We start from the raw sequence: 15882 nt of genomic DNA, 5'->3' as shown, positions 1-15882 counted from the left end.
CCTGCGTTTCGACATATTCTGATCTCCTCGTCTTGGGGATCAGCAGACCTCAGATCGTAGCTTCCGTCACTGTCCAATTTTCGGGGGGTAGCTCAGACAGCGCAGCAGTTCCAGCGGGCAGCCGCGATGATTCTCGCAAGTGATCTGTTGCGGACGGGTGACTACGAATGCCCCGGAACCAGTATTCCGTCTTCGCTTGCGCAAGGCGCGCCAATTTCTATTGGCCTTTGGGTCGGCAGGGACACCACGCCGAACAAAGTGAACGAAACAGAAAAGACGGGTTCTCCGGCCCAGATCGAACACTGCCCTGATTGTGGGTCTCATTTGGAGTGGGACGTCGCCGAGAGCGGTGACAGGGTTCATGCACGCTGTCGACAGAGCGGGTGCCGTTCAGGGCAAGCAAGAACTCACTTTCCATTCTGGACAGTGGATGATGACATTTACCGTGAACTTCCGACGCTCCTTCTGGGTACCGCTGACAAGTTCGTCCAGATCGTTACGAAGAAGGAAACAGGTCGGCTGTTCGGGCTTGGCGATGCGGGGCGCCTGCCACCGGATCTGATAATCCAGGATGAATTGCATCTGATCGCGGGACCTTTGGGGAGCATGGCAGGGCTTTTCGAGACGGCCATTGATGCTCTATGCACTCGAAATACCCGTCGTCCGAAGGTCATCGGGTCCACAGCAACAATCCGCCGCGCCGCTGATCAGGTCCTTAACCTGTTTGACCGCAAGGTCATGCAATTCCCCCCGCCAGGATTGCATCATTCCAACTCGGGTTTTGCCTGTGTGGAGCAGGGCAGTCCCGGTCGGCTTTATCTTGGTATAACCACGGCAGGCCGCACAGCCAGTTACATCTATCAGGCCATCGTGTCATCGCTCCTCCAGGCAGCTGCCGATCCCTCCTTCGCCAAGCAAGAGGAAGATCATTACTGGACGTTGGTGGGTTATTTCAATTCGCTGCGCGAACTCGGAAGCGCCTCGATCATCATGCAGGACGACGTCAAACACAGCTTGGAACTGGTTTCTGCCCGGCGGCAAGAAACATCTCGCCCTCTCCAGCCACCGAGCGAACTCACCAGTCGCGTAAAGTCAGACGAAATCCGCGAGAAGCTTCTTGAACTGGATGCGAGCCGTGACACGGGCGAAGCTGCAGACGTTGTCCTTGCTTCCAATATGATCTCCGTCGGTCTGGACGTGGGTCGCCTCGGCTTGATGTTGGTCAACGGCCAACCAAAGACCATCGCCGAATACATCCAGGCAACGAGCCGCGTTGGCCGTGGCAAGGTGCCGGGGCTGGTGGTCACCCTCTACAATGCGAACAAATCGCGCGACCGAAGTCGCTACGAGACTTTCCCAACATGGCACGGCGCGCTCTATCGGGATGTCGAGGCAACTGGCGTAACCCCATTCGCACCGAGGGCGCGAGACAAGGCTCTCCATGCGCCATTCGTTGCCATGGCGAGGCATCTGGTTCCCGGAATGTTGAACAGTCCGGCCAATGCGGAATCACATCAAGCTGAATTGGATGTGCTTATTGATCTGATATGTGCGCGTATATCCAGAGTGGATCCGGACGAAGCCATAGCCGCCCGACAAGAGCTTGGCGAGTTCCTGAAACGCTGGCTGCGGCGTGGCGCGGTAGCAAAGTATTGGGACAACTGGTCGGACAACGCCTTGTTGATCTCTGCTGACGCACAGGCAACATCGAATGCCTCTGGATTTTCCAAGGGCCTCGCACGCGCCACGCCCGGCACACTTCGTGCTGTCGAGCCTTCTACTGGCTTTGTGATTAAAGAGACTGTGTTGTCGGACGCTGAGGAAATCCAATGAGCAAGAATGTTGGCAGTATCCGCCGCAGCCAGATCATCTCAACCTTCGGTCCAGGGGCAATTGTCGACTTCCGTTTGCCGGGAAGTGGCGCACTTCTGTCAGGGGTCATGCAGGGTCTGGAAGCTTGGGAAGCCTATACGAAAGGCGGCTACAAGCAGGATATCGTTCGGGAACCCCGCCTCGAGGCTCTGTTAGGTGTCGATCATTTCAGGGCGCCTCCGGTCGGAACTTACCTCAAAGACGGGCAGACCCGGGAGCGCGTACTGCCGATCGAACGCTTTCCGGATTGGCTCTCATGCCCGGAGTGCCACGTGATCAATCGTTCCGGACAATGGGCTCCCTCTCGCAATGGTGACAGTCTTCATTGCGGCAAGTGTCGCGGCAAGCCTGCTGTGGTGCCAGTCCGCTTCGTGACGATTTGTGAGAATGGCCACCTTGATGATTTTCCGTGGATGTCCTGGCTGACACACAAGGAATCCTGCACCCAGCCCGTTCTGGCGCTCCGGACAGCTGGAGCGGGCATTGGTGGGCTGATGCTGACATGTAAGTCCTGCGGTGGCAGTCGTTCAATGGCCGAAGCATTTTCACCGAGGGGCATCCCGAAACACAAATGTCGGGGTGGGCGGCCTTGGCTTGGAGGCAGTGAAATGGGATGTGAGGCGGCGCCGCGGATCACGCAACGAGGTGCCAGCAACGTATATTTCTCGATTGAGCAGAGCGCTATCACGCTTCCGGACTGGAAGGTCCCGTTCAAGGAAAAGATTGGGGATTTCATCGAAATGCTCGATTTTCTCGAAGATGAGGCAATGATGGTCTCCTTCATCACGAAGAAGATATTGCCGATTTGGGACGGAGACGAGAGCGCAGAGGAAATCGCCCGACGCTTCAGGGAGATGAAACAGGACAGCACTGATGCTGAACATGACCTTCGGCTTGACGAATTCCGGATGCTGTTAACGGATACGTCCGCGTCAAACGCGGAGGCGATGACCTTGCTCAACCGTCGTCAGCCAGTTCCGACCGTATTCAACGGCATGATCTCGTGGATTTCTTCCGTTGAACGCCTTCGGGAAGTGCGAGCATTGACCGGTTTCACGAGGCTGAAGGCACAGGTGGGCGGCAAACCGGAGGCGGTGCCTTTGTCGCGCTCTGCGCTGTCGTGGCTTCCGGCCGTTGCCATGCACGGCGAAGGCGTTTTTCTCACCCTGGACATTGATGCTGTCTCCGATTGGGAGAAAAGGCCAGATGTTGAAAAGCACCTTCAAGGGCTTGTAATTACATTCTTGGAGACGACCCGAGCCGAAGGAAAGCCGGCGGAAGGTCCGCCACCTCAACTGAGCGCACGATATATGCTTGTCCATACCCTTGCGCATGCACTTGTTGTACGACTGTCACTCGACAGTGGGTATTCATCGAGTGCGCTGAGGGAGCGTCTTTACGTTGGACCAGATATGGCGGGATTGTTGATCTACACCTCGACTCCCGACGCAGACGGGACCATGGGCGGCCTGTCGCGGCAGGCCAGGCCGGCTCGGATGGAGCAGCTTGTGCTACAAGCATTGGCTGACCATGAACTATGCTCGGCCGATCCGCTTTGTTCCGAGGGAATGGCGCGAAGCGGCTCCAATGGTAACCACGCGGCTTGTCATAATTGTGTGTTTTTGCCGGAGACAAGTTGTGAGGTGTGGAACGGATTTCTGGACCGGACCTTGCTGAGCGCGGGCCCTCTTGCGTTTTTCAGTCGCTTGCTTGCGTAACGGCGCGATCTTCTTTTGGAACAGACTGCCGCAAAAGCAGCAGCGATCAGGTTTTCGTCTGATATTCATTCTTTGTTCTTGTTTCTGTGTGTTTATTGCGGCAAAGATGAGAAAATTTGACCCGGAGGTACGCCATGCTCGACGAAAGCCGTTCTGACTTCTCAAGGCTACGTGAACGGGCAGGCCTGTCTGTCGAAGCCCTCGGACCCATCTTAGGCTATTCTTCGGCGACACTTTATCGCTGGGAGCGCGGCGAGGCGCCGCCCCGGCAGGCCGCGCTTGCGGTGCTGGAAGACCTCGCACGTGGACAAGGAGTGGCCGAGGCCGGGCAACCTGCCTTCCGGTTCATCGACCTGTTTGCAGGAATTGGCGGGATTCGAAGGGGCTTTGAACCGCTCGGCGGCAAGTGCGTCTTCACCTCGGAATGGGATCGCTGGGCAAAGCTGACCTACAGCGCGAACTTCCCGCATGACGATCACGAGATTGCCGGAGACATAACCAAGATCGACGCGAAGGATATTCCGGCGCATGACCTACTGCTTGCCGGTTTCCCGTGCCAGCCCTTCAGCATCGCAGGCGTGTCCAAGAAGAACGCCCTCGGTCGGGCGCACGGCTTCGCGGACGAGACGCAAGGCACGCTGTTCTTCGATGTGGCCCGGATCATCGCCGAGCACCGGCCGAAGGCGTTCCTCCTTGAGAACGTGAAGAACCTTGTGAATCACGACAAGGGGCGCACCTTTGCCGTGATCTTGGGCAGGCTCCGCGAGCTTGGTTATCACGTCCCTACGCCTCGCGTGATCAATGCGAAGGGCTATGTGCCGCAACACCGCGAACGCATCCTGATCGCCGGTTTCCGCGAGGAATGCGATTTCACCTTTGACGATCTGGACGTGCCCTCGCCCTTGAACGGGCCGAAGCTCAAGGCAATCCTGCACCCGGAAGACGGCAGCGAGAAGGGGCCGGACAAGCACTACACCGATGCTACGGGGCGGGTGAATCCGAAGTTCATTCTGACCGATCATCTGTGGCGCTATCTGCAAGACTATGCCGCCAAGCACCGCGCGGCCGGGAACGGCTTCGGCTTCGGGCTTGTGGGGCCGGGAGACGTGGCCCGCACGCTCTCTGCCCGCTATTACAAGGACGGCTCCGAAATCCTGATTGACCGGGGGGACGGGCAAAACCCGCGCCGCCTGACCCCGCGCGAATGCGCCCGGCTTATGGGCTTCGACAAGCCCGGAGAGTCGGCCTTCAAAATCCCGGTTTCGGACACGCAGGCTTACAAGCAGTTCGGCAATTCGGTTGCCGTGCCGGTGATCGAAGCCGTTGCGCGGCACATGCTGCCCTTTATCGCGGCCGAGGCCACGCAAGACCCTGCACACCTGCAAAGGCGGCTGCCGCTCGTTGGCTGACGTTGTGGACGCCGCAACCCGAAGCCGGATGATGGCGGGCATCCGGGGGAAGGACACGCAGCCGGAAATGATCCTGCGGCGGGGGCTTCATGCCCGGGGCTTCCGGTTCCGGCTGCATGACCGCCGCTTGCCAGGCTCGCCCGACCTGGTGTTCCCGGGCCGCCGCGCGGCGGTGTTCGTTCACGGCTGTTTTTGGCATGGGCACACCTGCCCGCTGTTCCGCCTGCCTGCCACGCGGCAAGAGTTTTGGCGCGCGAAGATCGAAGGCAACGCGGCCCGCGACAAGGCCGCAGAGGCGGCGCTTCTGGCCGATGGCTGGCGGGTGCTAACAATCTGGGAATGCGCCCTCAAGGGGCGAGAGCGGCTGCCGGTGGAAACGGTTCTTGACCGCGCAGCGGAATGGCTTGTGAATGGCCGGGCGCACGAGATGATTGCGGGGGGAGCATATGGCGGTATCTGATCTGACGGATTGGCTCGGCGAGTTCTGCGCACCTGGCATCGCCCTTTGCGTGAAGCGGCTTTCGGGCAATGACACGCTCGCCAACCGGACGCATCAGGCAGGCCCCTATATCCCGAAAGAGTTCCTGTTTCGCATATTCCCGGCGATCAACCGGACGGATGAGAAGAACCCGGATCACTGGTTTGAACTGGCGGTAGACTCGCACATGGACGTGCGGCAGGTGCGGGCGATCTATTACAACTCCAAGCGCTCCGAGGGGCAGAAAAATGGCAGGGACGAAACCCGGCTGACCAATTTCGGCGGCGGTGCTTCGGCGCTTCTGGACCCGGAGAGCACTGGCGCTCTGACGATCTTCGCCTTTCCGCTGGACGAGAACGGTGCGGCGATCCGCTGCCATGTTTGGGTGTGCCGTCACGAGACAGAGGAAGACATTGCCGAGGAGCGGTTCGGGCCGGTGGAGCCCGGCAGTTTTGTCATGTGGTCCCCCGATCAACCCGGGCTGTTCCCGCCCTTTGCCGCCCGGCCCGCTCGGTGCTGGCTTGAGCCGGCCGAGATTCCGCCCGCATGGCTGGCACAGTTCCCGACCGGCGCGGACATTGTGCGCAAGACAGTTGAGCTTCGGCCAGAGCATGGCACGCCGCCCGACAAGCGGCTTCTGCGGCGGCGCGATTGCGAGTTTGAAATCTTCCGAAGCGTGGAAGAGGCGATAGAGCTTCCGGCGATCCGAGTCGGCTTCACGACTCTGGACGATTTCATTGCCCGCGCGCAAACCGTGCTGCAAAGGCGCAAGGCACGCTCGGGTCGCTCGCTGGAACTGCACACGCGGGAAATCCTGATAGAGGAGCGGTTCCGCGAGGGTGTAGATTTCCAGCACGGGCCGCAGTCGGAGCCAGGCAAGCGCCCAGACTTCCTGTTCCCATCGCAGGCTGCCTATCGTGACCCAGGCTTTCCCAAGGCCCGACTTCGGATGCTCGCCACCAAGACCACATGCCGCGACCGCTGGCGGCAGGTGATCAACGAGGCAGACCGGATTTCGGTGAAGCACCTTCTGACCTTACAAGAGGGCGTGTCCGAGGCACAGTTCCGCGAGATGACGCAGGCCAATGTGCAGCTTGTGGTGCCCGAACCACTGATTGCTAAATTCCCGCCAGCTATTCGGACAGATATCATGACGCTGGAAAGTTTCTTGGGAGATTTGAGGATGTTAAATCATTTATAGTTCAGTTCGATCTGCCATCAGCATTTCAAGGGATGGCGCAGGCGGCAAGCCGGAATTCAGAATACTCTCCCAAGCATTTGGTGATGCGCCCTCGAACTGTAATGCAAGAGGTTTCGCTTGAAGTTCTTTCAGAAGGTTTGGGTTATTTTGACGCCAAGTCGACATAATCCTTGAAACGCCAACACCCGAGTTCACGAGAAAGCTATTCTGTCAGCTTTACCAAATCTTTTTCAAAAACCCGATCCCGCCTTCTCGCTCTTCCCCTGTCACGCCACTCGCACACCGTACTTCGATGTCCAACACCGCTGCCCTGGCATTCGGCAGTATCTCCCGGGAGTGGTCTGTCAGGGTAACGACAACACCCCGCGCATCGTTTGGGTCGGGTGAGCGGATGATGAACCCCGCCCCCTCGGCTCGTTTGAGGGTGGAGGCCATGGTGCTGGTCTCGATATCCAGTTTGCGAGCAAGACTTGAAGGGTAATGCGGGCCGCCCCTGTCGATCAGGTCGATTATGCAGAATTGCGCAAAGCTCAGGCCGTAGGGACGAAGCGCCTCGGTCAAGGCGCGATTGACCGAGCGTGCGGCTGTGTTCAGCGGGTCTATCACGCGCAAGTCTGGGAAATCTGTCATCTTGAAGCCTTGGTCATGCGGCGGAACCTCTGCGGGGACGTTACCCCTTAAAAAGCTACACGTCTACTTATCCTCCCTCAAGATGTGAGCGGCTAGCAAGAAAATCGACCTCCCACAAAATATATTCGCAAGATACTTGACGTGTAGCTTTACTCCACCTATCTCCACCTTACCTACACGGCTAGCTAACTGGCGAGAGCACAGGCTGGCCAAATCAACAAAGGATACGATCATGACGAACCCGTCCACCTCGACCCCCCACCACCTGTCCGGTTTGCGCACCCCGGTTGTTGTCCGGTTTTATGCTTTTCTGTTGTTTGTCAATAAGATGATCGACGCAGAGCGGGACCTGTCTGGCTATTCCGGACAAGACCCCGCGGTAGATGCCTGGATTCGTGACGCTGAAACCATGCATGCAGCAACGCTCGGAGAAGCCGCGATTGTCATTGCATTGCCTGCGTTGACCGAGGCTGAGGTGCGCTTGCAGGCTATTGCGCGGCTGTTCCTTGTCGCGATGAAAAGCAGCGATCCTGACCAGATGGCCTATTTGCGCCATCGGGCCAGTCAGACGCAGGTTTTCCTGCTGCCGTGGGGTGATCCTGTCAATTTCCGGCTGAACCAGCTGATCTTGAAGGGATTGACCCTTTTCGAAAACTACGCGGCCCTCGACGATGGCATGATCGACCTCCGCCCTGACGGGACGCCGGACCATGGTCGGGACGAAACAGCCCCGAACCTGTGACATTTCGGCTGCGCCCCAGCATCGCCATCGCTGTCCTTTCCCTTCTTAAGTTACAGGTGCGACCATGCCCGAACTGCCAAAAACGCGGGATCGTTCCCCTCACTCTGTCCCCAAAACATTGAACCCGTCGCGGCTCTGGGTCTCCCACCGTTCGCGTCATGTCCCCTCCTGTGGGTGGTCGGATTATGACGGCCCCATTACCCCTGACTGGCACCGTATGGCGGATGAGAAAGGTTTTCGCATTGTTCGGCGGATCCGTGATCGTTTTCACCTGACGCTTGAGTGCAAGGCATGTGGGGCGCATACGGCGGTAAAACTGTTCGCCTTGCGGGATTCTCGCCCCCGCTGCGGTGGTTGTGCGGCAACCAAGCGCCAGAATGCCGCCGATGGGGCAAAGCTCGTATTCCTGCGGCGCGACCCTCAACACCATAAATACGGGGTCTTCCGTGCGCTCTGCGGGCATGATGTGCGGCGTCAATTCGGCTTTGTCGAAAAAGTCAGGAAAGGCGAGGTCGATGTCAAATGCCGTGTTTGCCTGATCGAACACGAAAAGGCCGAAGCCTTGGCGCAAGGCTGGGAACGTGTTGGGCCTGACCCCGATGGGAAGGCGAATTACCGCTTGTACCGTCACCGTTGCGGCCATCTTCAGAGGGTTGCACGCGTCAACATGCGCAACGGGCAATGCGACTGCGCTGCATGCGGTCAAAGCTGGTCATCGAAGCCTTCGGTGATTTATCTCGCCCGAATTCAGCTCTCTTCCGCAAATCTTGATGTGGTCAAGCTTGGATACAGCGCAAATCCGAAACGCAGGTTTCGGCATCAACTTGGGCTTTCGAAGTTGGCCAAAGTCACGTTCCTGAGGCTTTTGCCAATGCCAACCGGGCATGACGCCTGCGCCGCCGAAAAGCAGGCGAATGCCAGCCTTGTCCGGGATTTTCCCGATGGCGTTGTGCCGATTGCCACCTACTCGGCCCATATCAACGTGGTTTCCGAGATTTATCGCCCGGCACTGATACGTGAAATCACCACACTGATGGATCAGATCAAGGCGAGATTGGTCGCTGCTGACACCACGCGGTGACGGCCCCTCGGCCCAGCCCTCCGAAAAACCCAATGCAATGAAACGCATGCAACCATGCGGGAGAATACCATGACGCAGTCAACAACACGAAACGACGGCCAGAAATGGCGTTCCTTTGCCAATGAGATTCTGGAGCAGCTTGCGCTCCCGCCTCACGCAAAATGGGCATTTACGGATTGGCATGGCACGCTGATCGCTGCTTCAGCCTCGACAAAGCCGAAAGCGCAGGGGCGTCAAAAGAAGCTCAGCGGCTTTTGCGAACCCGAGGGCAGAGATCAGGCGCCGGGCGATGTCGAGCAACCCCATGTGGATTCGATCCTCGATGAAATCGAAATGGATTGGCAGGAAAACATGGGCCGCATCCTGCCGACTTGTCCGGAACATCACCAACGGCCACGGGCCGAAGGCGTGATGATGGCAGTTCAGCTTGCCCGTTGCTTTGTGACACCAGAGGGCTTTGCAAATGCATTCTGCAAGCCGGGCAGCATTCTGTTTTTGCGGTCGCCTGCTGGCTACTCTCCGGGCATGATGACAAACATTCTACGGGCCATCGTCGCCAGCCCGGATCTTTGTCCGGGGCTGCACAGGCCGGATGCCCGTAAGGTCAGCGAATTGCTGGGCAGCGCAGCTGCCGGGAAGGAAACCGGGTATTTCGGACTGGCCAAAAGCTTCGAACATGTGATCGATGAGGGCCGCCCTTTGCTGCTGGTAGGCGCCAACCCTTCGACACTTCCTGCAAGCTTTGCCCGTGTTCTGGAAGCCGAAATCAACCTTCCGGAATTGGACCGCGAAATGCTGCGGGTGATCCTCGGCCATCTCTACCCCGGACAGATCGTGCATGAGACGGACATTCCCGCTTCCATCAGCGCCGCAGAGGTTGCAGCGCTGACGCCCGAACAGCTGACAATCGCCGCCCGTGCGCCAAACCCGATTGGAGCGGGGCAAGTGCTGGTCAGGTTGCTGAACAAGGGGAAGATTTCAGCGGCCCCGGGACTTGCTGATTTTCCGCTGGCCGCCGACGTTCGGGAACCTGTTGAACAAGTCCTTGCTGATTTGCGGGACTGGCAAGCAGGCAAGATCCGCTGGAAAGACGTAACCAGTGGTTTGCTGCTTGAAGGCCCTCCGGGTTGCGGAAAAACGGAGCTTCCCAAACTTCTCGCCCGTGACGCAGGGTTTCCGGTCTTTGCCGGATCGCTGTCAAAATGGCAGTCAGAAGGCGCCAGATCGAGCGATCTGCTTCAGAAAATGCGGGCATTTTTCGATCAAGCGATGCAAGCCAGCCCCGCAATTGTCTTCATCGATGAACTGGATGCGATCGGAGATCGGGACCGCCCGCATGATCAGAACTCCTCATGGACTGCAAGCATTGTGGCGGGATTGCTGGAATGTCTTGACGGGTTCGATGGGCGGGAGGGTGTCGTCGTGATCGCCGCCACGAATTTCGCAAACAGGATCGACGCTGCCATGACACGGCCGGGCAGATTCGATTATCTGATCAAAATGGACCACCCGACACTTGATCTGCTGCCAGCCGCGTTTCGGTGGCACCTCGGGAATGATCTGCGGGATGCCGACCTTGCGTCTGTTTGCGCAAGGGCGGTTGGTCTGTCCGGTGCGCAGATCGCAAATGCGGTCAAGACAGCCCGTGCCACCGCACGGCGGGAACGGCGTGAATTGGATGCAGATGATCTGACAACAGCAGTCGAACGGATTCGGCCATCCATCGCACCCGAGATCGGTTGGGGTGTCGCCCTGCACGAGTCCGGGCATGCCATCGTTGCGCATGCGACGGGCCGGGCGCAGCCAAAGCTCCTGTCACTGTATCAAGGCGGCGGGCAGGCTGACATGACCCAGCTTCCCAGCGCGATGCGCCGGTCTGACATTGAGGGTGATATCGCTTTGCTTCTTGGCGGGCGGGCCGCTGAACGCCTTGTTCTCGGACGCCCCAGCGGCGGCGCAGGTGGGGGACAGCACAGTGATTTGGCCAAAGCCACGGAAAGAGCGACCGGTCTTGAAATGTCATATGGGCTGGGAGAAAGCGGAACGGTCTGGATGGGGCCCCCAAACACAGCCGTCGATCGCTTGCGGTTTGATCACAGCCTGAAGGAACGGGTCCAGGACCATCTCACCCGTGCGGAAAGTGCCGCATTGGCAATCCTCACGGAAAATCGCGAAACCCTGATCGCGATGGCCCGAATGTTGCTGGATCGAGGAAGTCTTTCGGGCCCGGATCTTGCCGGGTTGCTGTCAGGCGTCAAACTGGCGGAAATGACAGGTCAAGCCGAGGGCCCGTTACTGGAGAATTGCGCTGAATGCGTTGAGGTTGAAAACAGCAGCTCGAGGTTATTACAGAGCATCTAAACGGTTCCTGGTTCAACGAAACCTGCACTGATCAGGCGAGGAATGGTTTTTTGTTTGGGTTGTCGAGTTTGACCTACCAAAATCTCAGCGAGCACCCCTTGAATGCAACGCTCTGACATACCACTATATGTGGTATGTCCATGGTCCCCATGGCGTCCGACGTGAAGCTGGAGCTTTCCATGCGGATCGTGCGCCACGGAGACCGCGCCAAGGTGGCATTTGCCGCTGAGGTGTCTGTCGTCGCGGCCATGCCGTGCGCAGGGGATGGGCTGAGCCTGACCGTTGGCTTTGAAGCTGTGAATGCTCCGTCATTGGACGGCCTCCAAGCAGCAGATAAGCATTCAAAGCGGCGGGTGTGGCCGGGGCGTAACGCGCTTGACATTGCTAAAAACCTGCTAAGGTGGAAGGTGACGAAATGTGTGGATTTGCCCCGAAAAACCGGCTCGCCTGAGCTGGATTACCGGCTTGTGCGGAATTTTGTTCGCGCTTGCCGCAGCGTCCATGGTCCCCATGGCGTCCGACGTGAAGCTGGAGCTTTCCATGCGGATCGTGCGCCACGGAGACCGCGCCAAGGTGGCATTTGCCGCTGAGGTGTCTGTCGTCGCGGCCATGCCGTGCGCAGGGGATGGGTGTGCGTCAACGGTCGGGATTGTATGTGCGGAGGACCCGAGCGAAGAACATGGCCAAGACACTTTTTCAAGAAGTCAGAAGTGAACAGAACATTTTTGCTGCTTGGCGGCATGTAAAGCGAAGCGCCTTAAATTCTGGTAATGCCGAGATTCGAGGCAAAGCCTCAGAGTTTGAGTTTGCGCACCAACGGCACCTGCGGCGCATAATACGTCAACTACGGACGAATACTCTTTCCTTCGACCCCGTTGAGGGCGTTTTGAAAGATAAGCGCAAGCGCCTTGCCGCTGGGAAAGACCCGCGGCCTATTGCGATATCCACGATCCAAAACCGCGTGGTGCAGCGGGCGATCTTGCAGGTCCTGCAGCCAAGGATAGCACGAGAATTGCGGGATCCAGACACACGTTTTGAAACGGTGCGCGATGCAAGACTTGGTCGCATAAACGATGTCAATCGTTCCAAATACGGTGTTGGAGGGCTTATTTATCCATATGGGGGTGTCCGCCCTGCAATCGAGACAATCATGGCAGCCATCGATCATGGCGCGAAGTTCTACTTCCAGTCCGATATCCGTGCTTTCTTCACAAAGATCCCGACTGAAAAGGTGGTGTCTTTTGTTCGAGGTGAAACAGGCGATGAAGCGCTTGTCGAACTGTTCTCGAGAGCCTTGGAGGTTCGTTTGGGAAATGAAGAAGAATTGATCGGCTACACCCACCTTTTCCCGAAAGACGGCACCGGTGTTGCGCAAGGGTCCTCACTTTCTGCTTTCGCCGGAAACGTCTTGCTCTACGAAATGGATCAGACGCTGAACACGATGGGCGTAACTGCGGTAAGGTACATTGACGATATCCTGATGGTAGGATCTGATATCGAGTCGATTGACGCAGCCAAAGCATATGCAGAGAAAACACTGACGGGTTTCGGCTTCGGACTTTATTCACCCGGAGACGGTCACGGAAAGGCCGAACAAGGTGAGTGTAGCGCGGCCATCAACTTCCTTGGCTGCACCTTGCAGCCCAAGAGATGCGTTCCAAGCGCCAAGTCGATCGACAATATGAAGGTTGGGGTTAGAGAGGCGCTCTCCACGTCAAAGGCAGCGATCAAGGAAGCATTAAGAAAGGGCAGCAACTTGAACCCCAAGCATTCCCAGAGCGCAACCCTAGATGCCTTGGGAAAACGTGTTTATGGTTGGCAGAAGTCGTTTGCATTCTGCAATCAGCGCCAACCTTTCGACCAGCTCGACAATTTCGTCTCTGAGCAAGTCTCAGATTATCATGGGTTCGTCGTTCGTCAGCTGGGAAAAGCCGATCCAAGGATGAAGGCGATGATACTTGGTGTGCCGTCAACAGCCGCTTTGTTCGATAATATGCGGGACAAAGCGCCGGGCTAAGCGGAGAAAACGCACGCCGCTGCACAGCCAGATACCTCGTTTGTTTGCTTGGATCGCCCACAGTGCGAATGCTCAGTTACCTATAAGAGCCGGGATCATCGGCGGCACCATTAATCACGCCGAAGTGCGACATAGCCAAGGAAATGCTCCCTAACCTCATGGTTATACACATCTATATCAGAATAGAGCCCAATTCGGGATACGCGGTTTCAGTATGACATGCTAAGATCAGGCCAGAAAAGGAGCCTGCCATGCCCGACGTGCCGAAACTGATATCTGTCAAAGAAACTGCCAACCTGCTCAGCGTATCAAGAGCAACGCTGTATAGGATTCAGAAGCGTGATCCCCGCTTCCCTGAGCCATTGCATCTTTCGCCGGGATGCGTGCGTTGGCGTGCCGATCAAATCAGTGCTTATATAAAAGTGCTGACACCAGCTGAAAAATGCACCGAGGCAGATTGAGATGGCCGCACAGTCGATCACATCCGCGTGATCGCCCCATCCAGAAAAACTTTGTTGCCCATGCGTTGCCCAGTTGATCGGACCAAATCAGAACCACAATATGCAGCGCAAATATGCTAATCTTTTCAATATGTTAAGTGGTGCCCGGGGGCGGAATCGAACCACCGACACGAGGATTTTCAATCCACTGCTCTACCCCTGAGCTACCCGGGCACGGGTTGCGGTGTCACGTGGACGTCCGCGGGTGAGCGGCGTTCTAGGCCCAACGCACGGGGCTGTCCATAGGGGATTGCGCGTTTTTTGGCCGCCCCGACAGGCAACGGGTCAGTGCGGTTTGCGCGGCTCCGACCCAAGGGCCTCGGCTGCGGCCTGCAGGTCCTCGGGATCCTCGGACGGGATCGCGTAGGACCCAGTCAGCCAGCGCGCAAGATCCACATCCGCACACCGGCGCGAACAGAAGGGGCGGTAGGACGGGCTCGTATCCTTGCTGCAGATCGGACAACTCATCTCGGGCTCCGCTGGGAAGATGCGCGGCCGAATATGGGCTGGACCCCGCCGGATCGCAAGCCGCCCCGCCCTCCGTCCTTGCGAGCGGCAGGCACCAAGCGTTAGCACTGTGGCACATCGGGCAAGGATCGACACAAATGACAGGCTGGACACGCAGGACGATATTGGCGGCCGGGGCCGCAACGACGCTGACGGGCTGCATGCCGTCGTTCGGCGGCAGCATCGAGGGCGTAGGCGCGTCAGGCCCCAGCACTGATCCCGATTTCCGCCCTCAACCCAACGCCGATTACGACGCATGGGTGGCGGCCTTTAGGTCACGGGCGCTGGCGCAGGGCATCACGCAAGACACGCTCGAGCGCGGCTTTCGCGGGCAGGGCTTCTTGCCCGGCGTCATCGACCGCGACCGAAACCAGACGGAATTCCGCCGATCGACCGAGGATTACCTCGCTCTGGTCGCCTCGGATGAGGACCTTGCGCTGGGGCGGACTCGCGTTGGACCGCAGCGTGCGACCTTGGCGGCCATCGAAGCGCAAAGCGGGGTCGATGCCGATGTCATCGCGGCCATCTGGGGGCTTGAGACGCGGTTCGGCACGCGGCTGGGCGATATTCCCGTGATCTCGGCGACCTCGACGCTGGCTTGGGAGGGGCGGCGCGGTCGGTTCTTCGAGGCGCAGTTGATCGCGGCGCTCCGGATCTTGCAATCGGGCGACACCACGACCGACCGGATGCTGGGATCATGGGCGGGGGCGATGGGACACACGCAATTCATGCCGACGGTCTACGAGGAGTATGCCGTCGATTTCACCGGCGACGGGCGGCGCGACATCTGGGGCACGGACCCGAGCGATGCCTTGGCCTCGACCGCCGAATACCTGCGCCGGGCGGGCTGGCGGACGGGCCAGCCCTGGGGGCTCGAGGTCGTCTTGCCCAGCGGGTTCAACATGGCCGCAACGGGGCGGGACAGCCGGCGGTCCGTGACGGATTGGGCAGCAGCGGGCGTGCGGCCCGCGCGCGGCGGCAACCTGCCCGACGCAGGCGCCGCGGCGATCCTCGCACCGGGCGGCGCGGGGGCACCGGCCTGGATCGTCTACCACAACTTCACGATGATCCTGCGCTACAACCCCTCCAACAATTACGGGATCGGCGTGGGCTACATGTCGGACCGTCTGGCGGGCGGCAGACCGCTGTCGCAGGGATGGGGCCCGGACGAGACAGGGTTGACGCAAGCCGAGCGGCGGGAGCTTCAGGCTTTGCTCAACCGTGCGGGGTATGACGTGGGCACGCCCGACGGGGTGGTCGGGCGGCGGACCGAGGCGGCAATCAGCGCCTGGCAGTCCGCGCGCGGGGTGACGGTGGACGGACGCCCCTCGCCTGCGGTGCTGGCGGCGCTCCGACGCGGTTAGGC

13 protein-coding genes and 1 tRNA gene are annotated in these 15882 nt (G+C 58.8%); 11 read left to right on the top strand and 3 right to left on the bottom strand.

Features of this window, described 5'->3' with window-relative positions; genetic code table 11:
* The first annotated feature begins 426 nt into the window (after window positions 1–426).
* From C7455_RS19200 to C7455_RS19180, 5 genes are all read left to right on the top strand, one after another.
* Window positions 427–1833, top strand: a complete 1407-nt coding sequence (locus tag C7455_RS19200) for a helicase-related protein (protein ID WP_170119157.1) — start codon at window positions 427–429, stop codon at window positions 1831–1833.
* Window positions 1830–3590, top strand: a complete 1761-nt coding sequence (drmB, locus tag C7455_RS19195) for a DUF1998 domain-containing protein (protein ID WP_109671015.1) — start codon at window positions 1830–1832, stop codon at window positions 3588–3590. The genes C7455_RS19200 and drmB overlap by 4 nt, the downstream gene beginning before the upstream one ends.
* A 134-nt stretch (window positions 3591–3724) precedes the next feature.
* Window positions 3725–4999, top strand: coding sequence for a DNA (cytosine-5-)-methyltransferase (gene dcm / locus C7455_RS19190; RefSeq protein ID WP_109671013.1), 1275 nt, complete (start codon window positions 3725–3727; stop codon window positions 4997–4999).
* Window positions 4992–5459, top strand: coding sequence for a very short patch repair endonuclease (locus C7455_RS19185; protein WP_109671011.1), 468 nt, complete (start codon window positions 4992–4994; stop codon window positions 5457–5459). The genes dcm and C7455_RS19185 overlap by 8 nt, the downstream gene beginning before the upstream one ends.
* Complete coding sequence (locus C7455_RS19180; protein ID WP_109671010.1) at window positions 5446–6678, top strand: type II restriction endonuclease; 1233 nt, start codon at window positions 5446–5448, stop codon at window positions 6676–6678. Before C7455_RS19185 ends, C7455_RS19180 begins: the two co-directional genes overlap by 14 nt.
* Before the next feature lie 216 nt (window positions 6679–6894).
* Here C7455_RS19180 and C7455_RS19175 read toward each other — a convergent pair whose 3' ends face one another.
* Window positions 6895–7308, bottom strand: a complete 414-nt coding sequence (locus C7455_RS19175) for a MarR family winged helix-turn-helix transcriptional regulator (RefSeq protein ID WP_109671008.1) — start codon at window positions 7306–7308, stop codon at window positions 6895–6897.
* Between the two features lie 232 nt (window positions 7309–7540).
* Here C7455_RS19175 and C7455_RS19170 point away from each other — a divergent pair, with 232 nt between their 5' ends.
* From C7455_RS19170 to C7455_RS19145, 5 genes are all read left to right on the top strand, one after another.
* Window positions 7541–8050 carry a hypothetical protein gene (locus C7455_RS19170; RefSeq protein ID WP_109671006.1) on the top strand — a complete coding sequence of 170 codons (510 nt, stop codon included), beginning with the start codon at window positions 7541–7543 and terminating at the stop codon, window positions 8048–8050.
* Window positions 8051–8267: 217 nt separating this feature from the next.
* Window positions 8268–9131: a GIY-YIG nuclease family protein gene (locus C7455_RS20275; protein WP_170119156.1), complete on the top strand. Its 864-nt coding sequence runs from the start codon at window positions 8268–8270 to the stop codon at window positions 9129–9131.
* A 69-nt stretch (window positions 9132–9200) separates the two neighbouring features.
* A complete protein-coding gene (locus tag C7455_RS19160) occupies window positions 9201–11492 on the top strand; it encodes an AAA family ATPase (RefSeq protein ID WP_170119155.1) in 2292 nt (763 codons plus the stop codon).
* Window positions 11493–12171: 679 nt separating this feature from the next.
* Window positions 12172–13509, top strand: a complete 1338-nt coding sequence (locus C7455_RS19150) for a reverse transcriptase domain-containing protein (protein WP_109671002.1) — start codon at window positions 12172–12174, stop codon at window positions 13507–13509.
* A 251-nt stretch (window positions 13510–13760) separates the two neighbouring features.
* Window positions 13761–13970 (top strand): helix-turn-helix transcriptional regulator, encoded by a 210-nt coding sequence (locus tag C7455_RS19145; protein WP_109671000.1) that lies wholly within the window; start codon window positions 13761–13763, stop codon window positions 13968–13970.
* A 138-nt stretch (window positions 13971–14108) separates the two neighbouring features.
* On the opposite strand, the gene C7455_RS19140 is transcribed toward C7455_RS19145, so the two are convergent.
* Together C7455_RS19140 and C7455_RS19135 are read right to left on the bottom strand one after the other, a co-directional pair.
* A tRNA-Phe gene (locus C7455_RS19140) sits at window positions 14109–14183 on the bottom strand.
* Between the two features lie 111 nt (window positions 14184–14294).
* Window positions 14295–14477 (bottom strand): DNA gyrase inhibitor YacG, encoded by a 183-nt coding sequence (locus C7455_RS19135; RefSeq protein WP_109670999.1) that lies wholly within the window; start codon window positions 14475–14477, stop codon window positions 14295–14297.
* A 137-nt stretch (window positions 14478–14614) separates the two neighbouring features.
* On the opposite strand from C7455_RS19135, the gene C7455_RS19130 reads away from it, so the two are divergent.
* Window positions 14615–15880, top strand: a complete 1266-nt coding sequence (locus tag C7455_RS19130; RefSeq protein ID WP_109670997.1) for a lytic murein transglycosylase — start codon at window positions 14615–14617, stop codon at window positions 15878–15880.
* Window positions 15881–15882: the final 2 nt, after the last annotated feature.

It is taken from the genome of Roseicyclus mahoneyensis (genome assembly GCF_003148775.1).
Lineage (GTDB): Bacteria > Pseudomonadota > Alphaproteobacteria > Rhodobacterales > Rhodobacteraceae > Roseicyclus > Roseicyclus mahoneyensis.
The sequence above is the reverse complement of the archived record's forward strand: the minus strand, read 5'-3'. Positions and strand labels throughout refer to the sequence as shown.